This is a genomic window from Escherichia sp. HH41S, from assembly GCF_009820115.1.
Classification (GTDB): Bacteria; Pseudomonadota; Gammaproteobacteria; order Enterobacterales; family Enterobacteriaceae; genus Escherichia; species Escherichia coli_F.
Genome location: NZ_VNXE01000098.1, coordinates 1 through 16,633 on the forward strand (window position 1 = coordinate 1; position 16,633 = coordinate 16,633).

15 protein-coding genes, 1 pseudogene and 1 other annotated feature are annotated in these 16,633 nt (G+C 48.2%); of the genes and pseudogenes, 7 read left to right on the forward strand and 9 right to left on the reverse strand.

What is annotated here, in order from left to right; genetic code table 11:
- The 5 genes and pseudogenes from FQZ95_RS19180 to wzzB form a co-directional block, all read left to right on the forward strand.
- Positions 1-1,104, forward strand: a pseudogene (locus FQZ95_RS19180) (ISAs1 family transposase); the annotation flags it as partial.
- 72 nt (positions 1,105-1,176) lie between these two features.
- The gene (locus tag FQZ95_RS19185; RefSeq protein WP_237428038.1) at positions 1,177-2,805 is read left to right on the forward strand and encodes an LTA synthase family protein; all 1,629 of its coding nucleotides are present in this window, start codon (positions 1,177-1,179) and stop codon (positions 2,803-2,805) included.
- Positions 2,806-2,939: 134 nt separating this feature from the next.
- Positions 2,940-4,346, forward strand: coding sequence for an NADP-dependent phosphogluconate dehydrogenase (gndA, locus tag FQZ95_RS19190; protein WP_000043497.1), 1,407 nt, complete (start codon positions 2,940-2,942; stop codon positions 4,344-4,346).
- A 246-nt stretch (positions 4,347-4,592) separates the two neighbouring features.
- Positions 4,593-5,759, forward strand: a complete 1,167-nt coding sequence (ugd, locus tag FQZ95_RS19195; RefSeq protein WP_000704844.1) for a UDP-glucose 6-dehydrogenase — start codon at positions 4,593-4,595, stop codon at positions 5,757-5,759.
- Positions 5,760-5,905: 146 nt separating this feature from the next.
- Positions 5,906-6,883 carry an LPS O-antigen chain length determinant protein WzzB gene (gene wzzB, locus FQZ95_RS19200; protein WP_160530574.1) on the forward strand — a complete coding sequence of 326 codons (978 nt, stop codon included), beginning with the start codon at positions 5,906-5,908 and terminating at the stop codon, positions 6,881-6,883.
- 96 nt (positions 6,884-6,979) lie between these two features.
- On the opposite strand, the gene hisIE is transcribed toward wzzB, so the two are convergent.
- The 9 genes from hisIE to hisL all read right to left on the reverse strand — a co-directional run bounded on the left by hisIE (position 6,980) and on the right by hisL (position 14,209).
- Positions 6,980-7,591, reverse strand: coding sequence for a bifunctional phosphoribosyl-AMP cyclohydrolase/phosphoribosyl-ATP diphosphatase HisIE (hisIE, locus tag FQZ95_RS19205; protein WP_160530528.1), 612 nt, complete (start codon positions 7,589-7,591; stop codon positions 6,980-6,982).
- On the reverse strand, positions 7,585-8,361 hold the full coding sequence (gene hisF / locus FQZ95_RS19210) for an imidazole glycerol phosphate synthase subunit HisF (protein ID WP_000880156.1): 777 nt from the start codon (positions 8,359-8,361) through the stop codon (positions 7,585-7,587). Before hisF ends, hisIE begins: the two co-directional genes overlap by 7 nt.
- Positions 8,343-9,080: a 1-(5-phosphoribosyl)-5-[(5-phosphoribosylamino)methylideneamino]imidazole-4-carboxamide isomerase gene (gene hisA / locus FQZ95_RS19215; RefSeq protein WP_160530529.1), complete on the reverse strand. Its 738-nt coding sequence runs from the start codon at positions 9,078-9,080 to the stop codon at positions 8,343-8,345. Before hisA ends, hisF begins: the two co-directional genes overlap by 19 nt.
- On the reverse strand, positions 9,080-9,670 hold the full coding sequence (gene hisH, locus FQZ95_RS19220) for an imidazole glycerol phosphate synthase subunit HisH (RefSeq protein WP_001103586.1): 591 nt from the start codon (positions 9,668-9,670) through the stop codon (positions 9,080-9,082). The genes hisA and hisH overlap by 1 nt, the downstream gene beginning before the upstream one ends.
- On the reverse strand, positions 9,670-10,737 hold the full coding sequence (gene hisB, locus FQZ95_RS19225) for a bifunctional histidinol-phosphatase/imidazoleglycerol-phosphate dehydratase HisB (RefSeq protein ID WP_000080093.1): 1,068 nt from the start codon (positions 10,735-10,737) through the stop codon (positions 9,670-9,672). Before hisB ends, hisH begins: the two co-directional genes overlap by 1 nt.
- Positions 10,737-11,807, reverse strand: coding sequence for a histidinol-phosphate transaminase (hisC, locus tag FQZ95_RS19230; protein ID WP_160530530.1), 1,071 nt, complete (start codon positions 11,805-11,807; stop codon positions 10,737-10,739). Before hisC ends, hisB begins: the two co-directional genes overlap by 1 nt.
- Positions 11,804-13,108: a histidinol dehydrogenase gene (hisD, locus tag FQZ95_RS19235; RefSeq protein ID WP_160530531.1), complete on the reverse strand. Its 1,305-nt coding sequence runs from the start codon at positions 13,106-13,108 to the stop codon at positions 11,804-11,806. The genes hisC and hisD overlap by 4 nt, the downstream gene beginning before the upstream one ends.
- A 5-nt stretch (positions 13,109-13,113) precedes the next feature.
- Positions 13,114-14,013: an ATP phosphoribosyltransferase gene (hisG, locus tag FQZ95_RS19240; protein WP_000131779.1), complete on the reverse strand. Its 900-nt coding sequence runs from the start codon at positions 14,011-14,013 to the stop codon at positions 13,114-13,116.
- Between the two features lie 46 nt (positions 14,014-14,059).
- Positions 14,060-14,183, reverse strand: a sequence feature (His leader region).
- Entirely contained in the window at positions 14,159-14,209 is a 51-nt protein-coding gene (gene hisL / locus FQZ95_RS19245; protein ID WP_001364200.1) for a his operon leader peptide, read from the reverse strand. Its footprint overlaps the feature before it by 25 nt.
- A gap of 426 nt (positions 14,210-14,635) precedes the next feature.
- Between hisL and FQZ95_RS19250 the strand changes: the two genes are divergently transcribed.
- Together FQZ95_RS19250 and FQZ95_RS19255 are read left to right on the forward strand one after the other, a co-directional pair.
- On the forward strand, positions 14,636-15,460 hold the full coding sequence (locus FQZ95_RS19250; RefSeq protein ID WP_160530532.1) for an SDR family oxidoreductase: 825 nt from the start codon (positions 14,636-14,638) through the stop codon (positions 15,458-15,460).
- Positions 15,461-15,505: 45 nt separating this feature from the next.
- Positions 15,506-16,435: a LysR substrate-binding domain-containing protein gene (locus tag FQZ95_RS19255; RefSeq protein ID WP_000803366.1), complete on the forward strand. Its 930-nt coding sequence runs from the start codon at positions 15,506-15,508 to the stop codon at positions 16,433-16,435.
- Positions 16,436-16,633: the final 198 nt, after the last annotated feature.

The following is a 16,633-nucleotide window of genomic DNA, read 5'->3' on the forward strand; positions in this document are numbered from 1 at the left end:
ATTATCCCCGATTACAGACAAGCCTGGAAAGTGGAACATAAATTATCGGATATTCTACTGTTGACTATTTGTGCCGTCATTTCTGGTGCAGAAGGCTGGGAAGATATAGAGGATTTTGGAGAAACACATCTCGATTTTTTGAAGCAATATGGTGATTTTGAAAATGGTATTCCTGTTCACGATACCATTGCCAGAGTTGTATCCTGTATCAGTCCTGCAAAATTTCACGAGTGCTTTATTAACTGGATGCGTGACTGCCATTCTTCAGATGATAAAGGCGTCATTGCAATTGATGGAAAAACGCTCCGGCGCTCTTATGACAAGAGTCGCCGCAGGGGAGCGATTCATGTCATTAGTGCGTTCTCAACAATGCACAGTCTGGTCATCGGACAGATCAAGACGGATGAGAAATCCAATGAGATTACAGCTATCCCAGAACTTCTTAACATGCTGGATATTAAAGGAAAAATCATCACAACTGATGCGATGGGTTGCCAGAAAGATATTGCAGAGAAGATACAAAAACAGGGAGGTGATTATTTATTCGCTGTAAAAGGAAATCAGCGTCGGCTTAATAAAGCCTTTGAAGAAAAATTCCCACTGAAAGAATTAAATAATCCAGAGCATGACAGTTATGCAATTAGTGAAAAGAGTCACGGCAGAGAAGATATCCGTCTTCATATTGTTTGCGATGACCCTGATGAACTTATTGATTTCACGTTTGAATGGAAAGGACTGAAAAAATTATGCGTGGCAGTCTCCTTTCGCTCAATAATAGCAGAACAAAAGAAAGAGCCCGAAATGATGGTCAGATATTATATCAGTTCTGCTGATTTAACCGCTGAGAAGTTTGCGACAGCGATTTGAAATCACTGGCACGTGGAGAATAAGCTGCACTGGCGTCTGGACGTGGTAATGAATGAAGACGATTGTAAAATAAGAAGAGGAAATGCAGCAGAATTATTTTCAGGGATACGGCACATTGCTATTAATATTTTGACGAATGATAAGGTATTCAAGACAGGATTAAGACGTAAGATGCGAAAAGCAGCCATGGACAGAAACTATCTCGCGTCAGTCCTTGCGGGGAGCGGGCTTTACTAGTCCTTCCTCGCTCAGTGACAGAATATTGAATGAATAGCATTAAAATTATTAAATAATATGGTTTAATTCGACATGAACTTTAAGAATATAATTAGAATAATACTACCTTTTTTTATTTTCTTGAGTATTTTACTTTACTCAGGAAGGGCGGATAGTGTTTTGTTATTTACTATCGAATACACACTTGCAAGTATGGCAATCTTTCTGATAAAAAGAAAGTTTATAAGCAATATCTTGTGGGGGATTTATCTCTCAATTTTAGGTGTACAGGCAGCATCGCTATTTAGTTCAGGACAATATTTGATGCCTCTTGCCTTGTCGAATGCTGCAGAAGTTGAATCGCTAGGCATTGGCGAGGTAATCAAGGTTTTTTCTATTTTTATTTTATTTGTTATAGTTTCATTCGTTACGATGCCTTCTGGTGCTCTAGTCGGCCGTATTAAATATTATAAATTTAATTTTTTCTGTATAGTATTATTGCTTGTGTGTTCTTTCATAAGCACGGGACCGGTATATGCTTTTTATGAAACAGCAAAATTGTACTATTTACAGCAAACCTTTAAGCCTAGTGAGAAGATCGGTGATGCCGGGAAATCTTTTTTAAAAACAAGTGTTTTTATTAACCCTCTACAGAATAACAACAACTTCAAAGGGCGTAATGTTATTGTAATCTTTGCTGAGGGATTTTCATCGGAGATTATTGGTAATTCAAAAATGGCGCATTTTCCAATTACGCCTAATTTAGATAAGTTATCTACTGAAGCACTAAGTTTTAAAAATTATTATAACCATACAGCAGCAACCTTTCGAGGTTTAAGAGGCCAGTTAACTTCTGGCTATCAATTTCGTGATGGGTTAACTGATGCTGGTACTGGTATTGCACAATTATCTAACGTAGAAATTAATAATATTTATCTTCATCGTCAAACATCTTTGCCGGATATATTGAAAGAGTATGGCTATAAAAGTTATTTTATAGCGTCTACAGAAAAAAATAGCCCACTCAACACTATGTTGAAAACGCTTAATTTTGATAAAGTTCTTGGTATGGGAGATTTTATTGGTTATCAACGCGACAGAATGACTGATAAGCAAACATTTAATGCACTGCAATATTTTTTACGTTCTCAAGAAAATAAAAACGAACGCTTTTTTATTGGTGTGTACCCATCTGGTACTCATCATGGTCAAGATAGTCCAAATGAAAAATATTTTGATGGTAGCAATCCTCTCTACAATAAATTCTATAACTATGATTTTCAGTTGGGGAAGTTTGTTGATTTTTTTCGGCGCAGTTCATTTTATGGCAATACGTTGTTGATAATTACATCGGATCATTCTACATTTCCTTCGACAGAATATAAGAAATCATTTAACAGCGATTCTCGTTATTTTGTGGACAAAATACCATTTCTGATCATTGGGAAAAATATTACGCCTGAAGTTTTAGATGCAGGAGGTGAAAATTCTTTAAGTTTCGCGCCAACAATATTGCACATGTTAGGGATTCAGTATTCAATGAATTATTTTTTGGGGTGTTCTCTTTTTGATAAGACGTGCACATCACCATTCTCACATCTTTCTGCTATTGGTAGTGATTATTTCAATACAGGCAAAGAAAATCATGTTGAACTAATTCAAAATAATAGTGGTAATGAATTAATAAAATTAGCCGAACGTTTTTATAACATTAGTGGCTAAATATAAAAATGTACAAGTTACAAGCAATTTCCTAATTAGGAAATATATGACTGTAAAAGAAGATATAAATTAAGCTATTCTTTATCTTCAATAAGCCGCAACCCCGCGGTGATCACCCCTGACAGGAGTAAACAATGTCAAAGCAACAGATTGGCGTAGTCGGTATGGCAGTGATGGGGCGCAACCTTGCGCTCAACATCGAAAGCCGTGGTTATACCGTCTCTATTTTCAACCGTTCCCGTGAGAAGACGGAAGAAGTGATTGCCGAAAATCCAGGCAAAAAACTGGTTCCTTACTATACGGTGAAAGAGTTTGTTGAATCTCTGGAAACGCCTCGTCGCATCCTGTTAATGGTGAAAGCAGGTGCAGGCACGGATGCTGCTATTGATTCCCTCAAGCCATACCTCGATAAAGGTGACATCATCATTGATGGTGGTAATACCTTCTTCCAGGACACCATTCGTCGTAACCGTGAGCTTTCTGCCGAAGGCTTTAACTTTATCGGTACCGGTGTCTCCGGTGGTGAAGAAGGTGCGCTGAAAGGTCCTTCCATTATGCCTGGTGGCCAGAAAGAAGCCTATGAACTGGTTGCACCGATCCTGACCAAAATCGCCGCCGTTGCTGAAGACGGCGAGCCATGCGTTACCTATATTGGTGCCGATGGTGCTGGCCACTATGTGAAGATGGTTCATAACGGTATTGAATACGGCGATATGCAGCTGATTGCTGAAGCCTATTCACTGCTTAAAGGTGGCCTGAGCCTCACCAACGAAGAACTGGCTCAGACCTTTACCGAGTGGAATAACGGTGAACTAAGCAGCTACCTGATCGACATCACCAAAGATATCTTCACCAAAAAAGATGAAGACGGTAACTACCTGGTTGATGTGATTTTGGATGAAGCAGCAAACAAAGGTACAGGCAAATGGACCAGCCAGAGTGCGCTAGATCTCGGCGAACCGCTGTCGCTGATTACCGAGTCTGTGTTTGCACGTTATATCTCTTCTCTGAAAGATCAGCGTGTTGCCGCATCTAAAGTTCTCTCTGGCCCGCAAGGACAGCCAGCAGGCGACAAGGCTGAGTTCATCGAAAAAGTTCGCCGTGCGCTGTATCTTGGCAAAATCGTTTCTTACGCTCAGGGCTTCTCTCAGCTGCGTGCTGCGTCTGAAGAGTACAACTGGGATCTGAACTACGGCGAAATCGCGAAGATTTTCCGTGCTGGCTGCATCATCCGTGCGCAGTTCCTGCAGAAAATCACCGATGCTTATGCCGAAAATCCGCAGATCGCTAACCTGTTGCTGGCTCCTTACTTCAAGCAAATTGCCGATGACTACCAGCAGGCGCTGCGTGATGTCGTTGCTTATGCAGTACAAAATGGTATCCCGGTTCCGACCTTCGCTGCTGCGGTTGCCTATTATGATAGCTACCGTGCCGCTGTTTTGCCTGCGAACCTGATCCAGGCACAGCGTGACTATTTCGGTGCGCATACTTATAAGCGCATTGATAAAGAAGGTGTGTTCCATACCGAATGGCTGGATTAATCTGATTTAACCAACAATAAATTGAAGCCCGGCGTGTATTGCGCCGGTTTTTTTTTGCCGATTATCTTATAGACTAAATTTCACTGCTTAATATTAACTTAATAAATATCAGCTATTCTTATAAAGAAAATCTGAATTGTTTTTTGTTGCGTTGACCATCTGACAACGTAGCGTTAAAACTTTTAGCTCTTATCAGGATGCTAAAAACATCATGATTCACAGTTAAGTTAATTCTGAGAGCATGAAATGAAAATCACCATTTCCGGTACCGGTTATGTAGGCTTGTCAAACGGGCTTCTAATCGCACAAAATCATGAGGTTGTGGCATTAGATATTTTACCGTCACGCGTTGCTATGCTGAATGATCGGATATCTCCTATTGTTGATAAGGAAATTAAGCAGTTTTTGCAATCAGATAACATACACTTTAATGCCACATTAGATAAAAATGAAGCCTACCGTGATGCTGATTATGTCATCATCGCCACTCCAACCGACTATGATCCTAAAACTAATTATTTCAATACATCCAGTGTAGAATCAGTAATTAAAGACGTAGTAGAGATAAATCCTTATGCGGTTATGGTCATCAAATCCACGGTTCCCGTTGGTTTTACCGCAGCGATGCATAAGAAATATTGTACTGAAAATATTATTTTCTCCCCCGAATTTCTCCGTGAAGGTAAAGCCCTTTACGATAATCTCCATCCTTCACGTATTGTCATTGGTGAGCGTTCAGAACGCGCAGAACGTTTTGCTGCGTTGTTACAGGAAGGCGCGATTAAGCAAAATATCCCAACCCTGTTTACCGACTCCACTGAAGCAGAAGCGATTAAACTTTTCGCTAATACCTATCTGGCGATGCGCGTAGCATACTTTAATGAACTGGATAGCTATGCAGAAAGTTTAGGTCTGAATACTCGCCAGATTATCGAAGGCGTTTGTCTCGATCCGCGTATTGGCAACCATTACAACAACCCGTCGTTTGGCTATGGTGGTTATTGTCTGCCGAAAGATACCAAGCAGTTACTGGCGAACTACCAGTCTGTGCCGAATAACCTGATTTCGGCAATTGTCGATGCAAACCGCACGCGTAAAGATTTTATTGCCGATGCCATTTTGTCACGCAAGCCGCAAGTGGTGGGTATTTATCGTCTGATTATGAAGAGCGGATCAGATAACTTCCGTGCGTCTTCTATTCAGGGGATTATGAAACGTATCAAGGCGAAAGGCGTTGAAGTGATCATCTACGAACCGGTGATGAAAGAAGATTCATTCTTCAACTCTCGGCTGGAACGTGATCTCGCCACTTTCAAACAACAAGCCGACGTCATTATTTCCAACCGTATGGCAGAAGAGCTTAAGGATGTGGCAGACAAAGTCTACACCCGCGATCTCTTTGGCAGTGACTAACATCCTGTTATCAGGGCGATTTTCGCCCTGATTCTCTTATGTTCCCTTTGTAATGATTCATTATTTTTATCATTTATCCTATAGCATTCATGACGATTATCGCTAAACTATGGCGACTTAAAATTATTTCGTCCGTTAGGGTAATGATGAGAGTAGAAAATAATAATGTTTCTGGGCAAAACCATGACCCGGAACAGATTGATTTGATTGATTTACTGGTCCAACTATGGCGCGGCAAGATGACAATCATCATTTCTGTCATTGTGGCTATAGCTCTGACTATCGGGTACCTGTCCGTAGCCAAAGAAAAGTGGACTTCAACAGCTATCGTTACTCAACCTGATGTGGGGCAAATCGCTGGTTATACCAACGCGATGAATGTGATCTACGGATCAGCTGTACCGAAAGTTTCCGACATTCAGGCTTCACTTATCGGACGTTACAGCACTGCATTCTCCGCATTAGCAGAAACGTTGGATAACCAGGAAGAAGCAGAAAAGCTGACCATTGAGCCTACCGTTAAAAATCAGTCCTTACCTTTAGCGGTTTCTTATGTGGGTGGAACACCTGAAGGTGCGCAGAAACAGCTGGCGAAGTATATCCAGCAAGTTGACGACCAGGTCAATGAAGAACTGGAAAAAGACCTGAAAGACAATATCGCGCTGCGTATGAAAAACTTGCAGGATTCTCTGAAGACGCAGGAAGTGGTTGCGCAGGAGCAGAAAGATCTGCGTATCCGTCAGATTCAGGAAGCGTTGCAGTATGCGAATCAGGCGCAGGTGACAAAGCCACAAGTTCAGCAGACTGAAGATGTGACACAAGATACGTTGTTCCTTTTGGGGAGCGAAGCGCTGGAGTCGATGATTAAGCATGAGGCGACCCGTCCGTTGGTGTTCTCGCCAAACTACTATCAGACTCGTCAAAACCTGCTGGATATCGAAAACTTAAAGGTTGATGATCTTGATATTCATGCTTACCGTTATGTGATGAAACCGACGTTACCTATTCGTCGCGATAGCCCGAAAAAGGCAATTACCTTGATTCTGGCAGTGCTGCTGGGCGGCATGGTTGGCGCGGGGATTGTGTTGGGGCGTAACGCTCTGCGTAATTACAACGCGAAGTAATCTTTTCGGTTTTAAAGAAAAAGGGCAGGGTGGTGACACCTTGCCCGTTTTTTTTGCCGGATGCGACAACAACATCGCATCCGCTGACCCCGCAACTCACTGATGCCGTTTACGCAGGTTCTCAATCACCGTTGTTAAATCCAGATCCTGATCCTGCAACAACACCAACAGGTGATACATCAAATCAGACGCCTCGTTGGTCAGCTCAAAGCGATCATGTACTGTCGCGGCCAGCGCGGTTTCCACGCCTTCTTCGCCCACTTTTTGCGCAATGCGTTTGGTGCCGCTGGCATACAGTTTGGCAGTGTAAGAGGTTTCCGGGTCGGCAGATTTGCGTTCGGCGAGCAATTGTTCCAGTTGATACAGGAACAGCCACTGGTGAGCGGTGTTGCCGAAGCAGCTGTTGGTGCCTTTGTGGCAGGTCGGGCCGATGGGATTCGCCAGCACCAGCAATGTGTCGTTGTCGCAGTCCGGCGCAATATTTACTACGTTGAGGAAATTGCCGGACGTTTCACCTTTGGTCCACAGTCGCTGTTTAGTGCGCGAGAAGAAGGTGACTTTGCCGCTTTCGAGGGTTTTGTCTAAGGCTTCCGGGTTCATATAGCCCAGCATTAGCACTTCGCCAGATACCGCGTGTTGCACAATCACCGGCATCAGACCGTCGGTTTTTTCCCAGTCCAGTTCGCGACGTTGTTGTTCTGTTAACATATCCTGATCTCCACGCCCTGTGTTGCCAGGTACGCTTTTAATTCACCAATATTGATTATTTGTTTGTGGAATACAGAAGCTGCCAGCGCACCGTCAACGTCGGCATCGCGGAAGGCTTCGAGGAAGTGTTCCATGGTGCCTGCGCCACCGGAGGCAATCAGCGGGACGTGGCAAACTTCACGCACTTTTTTCAGTTGCTCGAGGTCGTAACCGTTACGAACGCCGTCCTGATTCATCATGTTGAGGACGATTTCTCCGGCACCGCGTTTTTGCACTTCCTGTACCCAGTCGAGTGTTTCCCACTGAGTGACGCGGGTGCGACTTTCATCGCCGGTATATTGATTCACATGATATTTACCGGTTTCGGCGTCGTACCAGGTATCAATACCGACCACAATACACTGCACACCAAAACGATCGGCCAGGCGAGTAATTAACGTCGGGTCCGCCAGCGCAGGAGAGTTGATGGAAATTTTATCCGCGCCAAAGGAAAGAATTTTGGCGGCATCATCCAGAGACTTAATCCCCCCCGCCACGCAGAACGGGATGTCGATCACTTCCGCCACGCGGGATACCCAGCTTTTATCTACCACGCGTCCATCGCTGGAAGCGGTGATATCGTAGAACACCAGCTCGTCCGCACCTTCTTCGGCGTAGCGTTTTGCCAGCGGTACAATATCGCCAATGATTTCATGGTTGCGAAACTGTACGCCTTTCACCACCTGACCATCACGAACGTCGAGACACGGAATTATGCGTTTTGCCAGCATGCGATGGCCTCCTTCACGGTGAATTTACCTTCCAGTAATGCCCGACCAACTATTACGCCGCGCACGCCAGTACCACGTAGAGCAGCAACATCTTCAATGTCGCCAATACCGCCGGAGGACTGAAATGCCACCTGCGGATATCTGGCGCACACTTCTTCATATAAAGAGACGTTAGAACCTGCCAGCGTGCCGTCGCGCGAGATATCTGTACACAGCACATGTTTCAGGCCGACGGGCAGATAGGTTTCCACCAGTTGTTCCAGCGAAACGCCTGAGTTCTCTTGCCAGCCGCTGACTGCCACCTGCTTGTTGCCTTGCTCGTCGATACGGACATCCAGCGCCAGCACTAAGGCATCGGCACCGAAACGTTCAAACCAACCTTTCACCATTTCTGGTGATTTCACCGCGGTGGAGCCAACCACCACGCGCGCAACGCCCGCTTCCAGTAACGTCGCTACGTCTTCTTCACTACGCACACCGCCGCCAACCTGCACCGGGACGTTAACGCCCGCGACCAGGGTTTTAATCAGCGGGATTTGACGTTTAGCCGGATCTTTTGCCCCGGTCAGATCCACCAGATGCAACACTTCGGCACCTTGCGCAGCATAATCCTGTAAGCGCGGCAGCGGGTCGTTACCGTAATCGCGTTGTTTGCCGTAATCGCCCTGATGGAGACGCACCACGGTGCCGTCGATTAAATCTAATGCCGGAATAATCATCACATCTCCAGGAAATTTTTCAGCAATTTAGCGCCAGCGGCACCAGAACGCTCCGGGTGGAACTGCACGCCGTAGAAGTTATCTTTTTGTACCGCCGCGGTGAACGGTTCGCCGTAATTACACTGGGCGATGGTCCACGGATTGACCGGCATTGCGTAGCTGTGAACAAAGTAAAAGTACGCGCCGTCTTCAATCCCCTGAAACAGGCGGTTGCCTGCCTGCGGGTAAACGCGGTTCCAGCCCATATGTGGCAGCGGCAAACCAAAGTCGGTCATTTTCGGCACGTCTTCGTCGATGATGCCCAGCAAATCGACACCGTTGCTCTCTTCGCTGCGCCGCCCCAGCAGTTGCATCCCTAAGCAGATGCCCAGCACCGGTTGGGTACAGGCTTTGATGAGATCAAACAGTTCGCGCTCACGCACTTGATCCATCGCCGCTTGTGCGGTGCCGACGCCAGGCAAAAACAGTTTATCGGCCAGCAACACGACGTCCGGGTCACGGCTAACTTTGGGTTCATAACCGTGACGCACAATGGCAGACTTCACCGAGTTCAAATTGGCGCAGCCGGTATCAAGGATCACCACGTTCATTACAGCACTCCTTTCGACGAGGGCAGGGTGTCGCCTTCCACGCGGATGGCCTGGCGCAGAGTGCGACCAAAAGCTTTGAACAGGCTCTCTACACGGTGGTGATCGTTTTTACCTTTGGTTTTCAGGTGCAGGGTCACGCCCATGGTGTATGAGAGCGAACGGAAGAAGTGCTCGATCATTTCAGTGCTGAGATCGCCCACACGCTGGTAGGTAAACTCGGCTTTATATTCCAGGTGCGGGCGACCAGAGATATCCAGCGCGCAGCGGGCAAGGCATTCGTCCATCGGCAGCACAAAACCGAAGCGGCAAATACCGCGTTTGTCGCCAAGAGCTATTTTTAACGCTTCGCCCAGCGCCAGACCGGTATCTTCGACAGTGTGGTGATCGTCGATATAGAGGTCGCCTTTAACGTTGATTTCCATACGGAAGCCGCCGTGAGTGGCAATCTGATCCAGCATGTGATCAAAAAAGCCAACGCCGGTGTTAATCTTGCTGCCACCTTCGCGATCCAGCCACACCTGAACGTCAATCTGCGTCTCTTTGGTGTTGCGCACTACATGGGCGTAACGGTCTCGTTTAGTGAGTTGCTCGCCAATCATTGGCCAGTTCAGGGTTTCGCGGTCGTAGCGTAAACCATTAATGCCCATGTTTTCAGCGAGTTGAATATCGGTCGCGCGATCGCCAATCACATAACTGTTGGCGCGGTCCATCGCTTGCTCAGCCAGATAACGCTCCACCAGTTTGACTTTCGGCTTACGGCAGTCGCACTCATCGGCGGGCAGGTGTGGGCAAATCAGCACTTCATCAAACTGCACGCCTTGCGAGGTGAAGATCTGCATCATCAGGTTGTGCGGGCCATCAAAATCCGCCTGCGGGAAACTTTGTGTTCCCAGACCATCCTGATTCGTGATCATCACCAGTTTGTAGCCCGCTTTTTGCAGCTTCAGCAGTTCCGGGATCACGCCCGGTTCAAAGGCGAGTTTGTCAAAACGGTCCACCTGAAAATCACTCGGCGGTTCGCTAATCAGGGTTCCATCGCGATCGATAAAAAGATACTTCTGACTCATCAAACTTGCTCCGCACGTAAGGCGTCAATGACGCGCTGGCTTTCTTCACGGGTTCCGACGGTAATTCGCAGGCAGCCGCTTAAAGAGGGTTGTTTATTCTGATCACGTAAGATAATGCCCTGATCCCACAAAGATTTAAACACTGCGCTGGAGGCTTTAAAGCGCGCCAGAATGTAGTTGGTTTCAGAGTCGAAAACCTGCTCCACGCAGGGGAGCTCTTTCAGTGCGGCAATCAGGTATTCGCGTTCTGCAATAATTTGCGCCACCCGTTCGCGCATGGCGTCGATTCCCTGCGGGCTTAACGCCTGTGCGGCAATGTCGGCAACCGGCGTCGAGAGCGGGTAGGGGGCGATCACTTTCATCAGCAGGTTGATGACGTCTTCGTTTGCCAGCGTAAATCCGCAACGAAGCCCCGCCAACGCGAAGGCTTTCGAAAGGGTACGCAAAATCGCCAGGTGCGGATATTCCGCCAGCCAGCCAGCTAACGATGCCTGCGGGCAAAACTCGATATAGGCTTCATCGGCAACCACAATCGCCTTACCGCGGGTTAACTCCAACAGAGTGCGAAAATCCTGCGGGTTGATCAGTTGCCCGGTTGGGTTGTTGGGGCTGCAAACGTAGACCACTTTTACCCCGTCCAGCTTGTCGGAAATGCCTTGTAAGTCCAGTTGCCAGTTGTCCAGCGTCGACACTGTGCGGCATTCGACACCAATGGTTTCGGCGCTAACGCTGTACATGCCATACGTTGGCGGACAGTAGAGGATGGCGTCTTTACCCGGTTCGCAAAAAGCGCGGATCAGCAGTTCAATACCTTCGTCCGCGCCACGGCTGACCAGCACCTGTTCCGGTTTTACGCCTGCATATTGCGCGTAATTTTCAACCACTGCTTTTGGCTGGCATTCCGGGTAGCGATTGAGCGTTTGCTGAGTAAGCTGAAACTCCACGGCTGTGGGATATTCGTTGGCGTTCAGCCAGACGTCGCCGTTACCGCCCAGACGACGCGCCGACTGATACGGCGTCAGGTTGCGGACGTTTTCACGCGCTAAATCGGTAATAGTCACGGTGCTCATGCTTGCTCCTTAAGGACGTTAACACGCAAAGTAACGGCATTTTTGTGGGCAGTCAGGCGCTCGGCGGCGGCCAGTGTTTCAATGGTCGAAGCCAGCGTGGAAAAGCCTTCTTTCGACAGTTCCTGTACGGTCATGCGTTTCTGGAAATCTGCCAGCCCGAGGCTGGAACAGGTGGCGGTGTAACCGTAAGTCGGCAGCACGTGGTTCGTGCCGGAGGCGTAATCACCTGCCGATTCCGGTGACCAGTCACCGAGAAATACCGAACCGGCGCTGGTAATGCCATCGACCAGTTCGCGGGCGTTGCGGGTCTGAATGATCAGGTGCTCCGGGCCGTACTGGTTGGAGATCTTCACGCACTGCGCTAAATCGTTGGTTACGATCAGGCGGCTGGCGCTCAGTGCCTGACGGGCGGTTTCGGCTCGCGGCAGTTCTGCCAGCTGGCGTTCGACGGCTTCGGCAACGCGACGCGCCATATCAGCATCAGGAGTCAGCAAAATCACCTGTGAATCCGGGCCGTGTTCAGCCTGAGAGAGCAAATCAGAAGCCACGAAATCCGGCGTTGCGCCACTGTCGGCAATCACCAACACTTCCGATGGGCCTGCGGGCATATCGATCGCCGCACCGTCCAGACGCTGGCTCACCTGACGTTTTGCCTCGGTGACAAAGGCGTTGCCAGGCCCGAAGATTTTGTCCACTTTTGGCACGGATTCTGTACCAAACGCCAGTGCGGCAATGGCCTGTGCGCCGCCGACGTTAAACACGTCCTGCACGCCGCACAGCTGCGCCGCGTAAAGAATTTCATCGGCAATCGGCGGCGGTGAGCACAGCACCACTTTTTTACAGCCCGCAATACGCGCCGGAGTTGCCAGCATTAATACTGTTGAGAAGAGCGGTGCGGAGCCGCCAGGAATATACAAACCCACTGAAGCGACCGGGCGCGTGACCTGCTGGCAACGCACGCCTGGCTGCGTTTCGACATCTACCGGCGGCAGTTTTTGCGCAGTGTGGAAGGTTTCAATATTCTTTACTGCCACCGCCATCGCCTGTTTTAGCTCGTCGCTCAGGCGTTCGCTGGCGGCGGCGATCTCATCCGCAGATACCTTCAGCGCGGTAACCGTGGTTTTATCAAACTTCGCGCTGTATTCCCGCAAGGCCTCATCGCCACGCGTTTTCACGTTATCGAGAATATCGTTAACAGTGCGGGTAATGCTTTCAGAAGCGGAGATCGCCGGGCGCATTAACAGCTGGCGTTGTTGCTCCGCAGTACAGCTATTCCAGTCAATGATTGTGTTAAAGCTCATGGCGATCACTCCATCATCTTCTCAATCGGCAGGACCAGGATTGAACTGGCACCCAGCGCTTTCAGTTTTTCCATCGTTTCCCAGAACAGGGTTTCGCTGCTGACCATGTGCATCGCTACGCGCTGTTGATCACCCGCCAGCGGTAGAATGGTTGGGCGTTCGGCACCTGGCAGCAGGGCGATGACTTCATCCAGTCGGTCGGTCGGTGCGTGCATCATGATGTATTTTGATTCGCGCGCCTGGATCACGCCCTGAATACGCGTCAGCAGTTTGTCGATCAGTTGCTGTTTGGATTCTTCCATTTCGCCATCGCGTTGGATCAGGCAGGCTTTCGAGCGGTAGATAACTTCGACTTCGCGCAGGCCGTTAGCTTCCAGCGTGGCACCGGTGGAAACCAGATCACAAATCGCATCCGCCAGTCCGGCGCGCGGGGCGACTTCGACAGAACCGTTCAGTAAGCAGGATTTAAAAGAGATGCCTTTCTGGTCGAGATAACGCTTGAGCAGGTGAGGATAAGAGGTGGCGATACGTTTACCGTTTAAGGAGAGCGGGCCGTCCCAGGCTTCATCAACCGGCGTTGCCAGCGAAAGGCGACAGCCGCCGAAATCCAGACGACGCAGGGTAAAGTAGCGAGGATCCTCACCCTGGGCGCGGCGGTTAAGCAGCTCTTCTTCCAGCACGTTTTCGCCGATAATCCCAAGGTCAACCACGCCGTCCATTACCAGACCGGGAATGTCGTCGTCACGCACGCGCAGAATATCAATCGGCATGTTTTCTGCCATCGCGATCAGGCGCTGGGTGTGAAGATTAATTTTAATGCCACAGCGCGCCAGCAATTCGCGTGAGTCATCACTTAAACGGCCGGATTTCTGCATAGCTATGCGTAAACGAGTGTTATCTGTCATTTTCTTATTCCTCTTTAAACCTGTCTGAACCGTTATCAACCGCGCAATAAAAAAGCCCCCGGAAGGTGATCTTCCGGGGGCTTTCTCATGCGTTCATGCACCACTGGAAGATCTGAATGTCTTCCAGCACACATCGCCTGAAAGACTAGTCAGGATGATGGTGATGATGGTGGTGTTTAAATTGAACGCGTGTCATAAAAGTCTCTGTGAATGTTTATTCAACTGATGTCTTTTAACCTAAACCACTTTCACGTTAGAAAGCAAGGGCTTTTTTATATATTTTATGGCGATGGATTTGTTTAATGAATGAGCGGGGAAAGGAGAGGGCCAGGAGTGGCTACGTTAAAAAAGTAATCGTGAAAATATGTCTTTAAAACCCTCAAGAACATTGTGTTCTGTAACTAAAGTGGGCTTGGTTCCTGCCGGATGCGGCGTGAATGCCTTATCTGGTCTACAAATGTTGCCTAAATTCAATATATTGATGTTTTTGTAGGACTGATAAGCGGAGCGCATCAGGCAATTGTATATTTGCTAACAGTTTCGATTTCATTCATAGAATGAATTGTCAGTTTTGATACGCTAGCGTAGCCTTATAGATCTAAGGTGTATCAGGAGATAACGGATGAAAAAGGTCGCAATTGTCGGGTTAGGGTGGTTAGGTATGCCGCTGGCGATGTCACTTTCAGCGCGAGGCTGGCAAGTCACCGGGAGTAAAACCACACAAGATGGTGTCGAAGCGGCCCGAATGAGTGGCATTGATAGCTATCTGCTTCGCATGGAGCCTGAGTTAGTTTGCGATTCTGACGATCTGGATGCCCTGATGGATGCTGATGCGCTGGTCATCACGCTTCCGGCACGTCGTAGCGGCCCCGGCGATGAGTTCTATTTACAAGCGGTACAAGAGTTAGTGGATAGCGCGCTGGCTCATCATATTCCCCGCATTATTTTTACCAGCTCAACGTCTGTCTATGGCGACGCACAAGGCACCGTTAAAGAAACCACCCCGCGTAATCCGGTGACCAACAGTGGACGAGTATTAAAAGAACTTGAAGACTGGCTGCACAATTTACCCGGTACTTCAGTCGATATTCTGCGTCTTGCGGGCCTGGTCGGGCCGGAACGTCATCCTGGTCGCTTCTTTGCCGGAAAAACCGCGCCTGATGGTGAACATGGTGTCAATTTAGTCCATTTAGAAGATGTTATTGGCGCTATCACCCTGTTGTTACAGGCACCTAAAGGCGGACACATCTATAATATATGTGCGCCAGCTCACCCTGCGCGTAATGTTTTTTATCCGCAAATGGCCCGTTTACTGGGGCTTGAACCTCCGCAGTTCAGAAATAGTCTGGATTGCGGCAAAGGTAAGATTATTGATGGCAGCCGGATTTGTAATGAACTGGGATTTGAATACCAGTATCCCGATCCGCTGGTAATGCCGCTGGAGTAAACGATCACGCCAGCAGGACGCCGCATGCACTGCAAGGGGGCGTGTATGAAACCACTGCTGGATGTGTTGATGATCCTCGATGCTTTAGAAAAAGAAGGCAGTTTTGCGGCGGCGTCGGCCAAACTCTATAAGACGCCGTCCGCTCTGAGTTACACCGTTCACAAGCTGGAAAGCGACCTTAACATTCAATTGCTTGATCGTAGCGGTCACCGCGCTAAATTCACCCGCACCGGAAAAATGTTATTAGAGAAGGGGCGGGAAGTTCTGCATACCGTGCGAGAACTGGAAAAACAGGCGATAAAACTGCATGAAGGCTGGGAAAACGAGCTGGTGATTGGCGTGGACGACACCTTCCCTTTTTCTCTCCTCGCGCCACTTATAGAAGCTTTTTACCAACATCATAGCGTGACGCGCCTGAAGTTTATCAATGGCGTGCTCGGTGGTTCCTGGGATGCCCTGACTCAGGGACGAGCGGATATTATTGTTGGTGCGATGCATGAGCCACCATCTTCCAGTGAGTTTGGTTTTTCACGGTTGGGCGATCTTGAACAAGTCTTTGCGGTCGCGCCCCATCATCCGTTAGCCCAGGAAGAAGAACCGTTAAACCGTCGTATCATTAAGCGATATAGGGCGATTGTGGTAGGGGATACTGCGCAGGCAGGCGCTTCTACGGCCTCGCAACTTCTCGACGAACAAGAAGCCATTACCGTTTTCGATTTTAAAACCAAGCTGGAGCTGCAAATTAGCGGCCTTGGCTGCGGCTATTTACCCCGTTATCTGGCGCAACGTTTTCTCGATAGTGGCGCGTTAATCGAGAAGAAAGTGGTCGCCCAAACTCTCTTTGAACCTGTCTGGATTGGCTGGAATGAACAGACCGCAGGGCTTGCCAGCGGCTGGTGGCGAGATGAAATTTTAGCAAATAGTGCGATCGCCGGTGTTTATGCAAAATCTGATGACGGAAAATCAGCCATTTAAAGAAAAATTATTATGACAAGCCTCTCATTCTCTTGTCATTTCCCCCCCATTTAGGCACAATGCGCCGCTGTCAAAAAATGACTAAAAACCGACGTTTAATTAGCGTCGGTTATTTTTTGCTTCAAACCAATCATTCATACCAAGAGGCCGGGCTTCGTACCGGATAGATATTTACTAAAAATCGACAGTTGTTGTCGC

What these genes read in the sequence shown, in the direction of transcription:
- FQZ95_RS19185 (WP_237428038.1), top strand. Translation starts at nt 1,177, where the DNA reads ATGAACTTTAAGAATATAATTAGAATAATACTACCTTTTTTTATTTTC.
- gndA (WP_000043497.1), top strand. Translation starts at nt 2,940, where the DNA reads ATGTCAAAGCAACAGATTGGCGTAGTCGGTATGGCAGTGATGGGGCGC.
- ugd (WP_000704844.1), top strand. Translation starts at nt 4,593, where the DNA reads ATGAAAATCACCATTTCCGGTACCGGTTATGTAGGCTTGTCAAACGGG.
- wzzB (WP_160530574.1), top strand. Translation starts at nt 5,906, where the DNA reads ATGAGAGTAGAAAATAATAATGTTTCTGGGCAAAACCATGACCCGGAA.
- hisIE (WP_160530528.1), bottom strand. Translation starts at nt 7,591, where the DNA reads ATGTTAACAGAACAACAACGTCGCGAACTGGACTGGGAAAAAACCGAC.
- hisF (WP_000880156.1), bottom strand. Translation starts at nt 8,361, where the DNA reads ATGCTGGCAAAACGCATAATTCCGTGTCTCGACGTTCGTGATGGTCAG.
- hisA (WP_160530529.1), bottom strand. Translation starts at nt 9,080, where the DNA reads ATGATTATTCCGGCATTAGATTTAATCGACGGCACCGTGGTGCGTCTC.
- hisH (WP_001103586.1), bottom strand. Translation starts at nt 9,670, where the DNA reads ATGAACGTGGTGATCCTTGATACCGGCTGCGCCAATTTGAACTCGGTG.
- hisB (WP_000080093.1), bottom strand. Translation starts at nt 10,737, where the DNA reads ATGAGTCAGAAGTATCTTTTTATCGATCGCGATGGAACCCTGATTAGC.
- hisC (WP_160530530.1), bottom strand. Translation starts at nt 11,807, where the DNA reads ATGAGCACCGTGACTATTACCGATTTAGCGCGTGAAAACGTCCGCAAC.
- hisD (WP_160530531.1), bottom strand. Translation starts at nt 13,108, where the DNA reads ATGAGCTTTAACACAATCATTGACTGGAATAGCTGTACTGCGGAGCAA.
- hisG (WP_000131779.1), bottom strand. Translation starts at nt 14,013, where the DNA reads ATGACAGATAACACTCGTTTACGCATAGCTATGCAGAAATCCGGCCGT.
- FQZ95_RS19250 (WP_160530532.1), top strand. Translation starts at nt 14,636, where the DNA reads ATGAAAAAGGTCGCAATTGTCGGGTTAGGGTGGTTAGGTATGCCGCTG.
- FQZ95_RS19255 (WP_000803366.1), top strand. Translation starts at nt 15,506, where the DNA reads ATGAAACCACTGCTGGATGTGTTGATGATCCTCGATGCTTTAGAAAAA.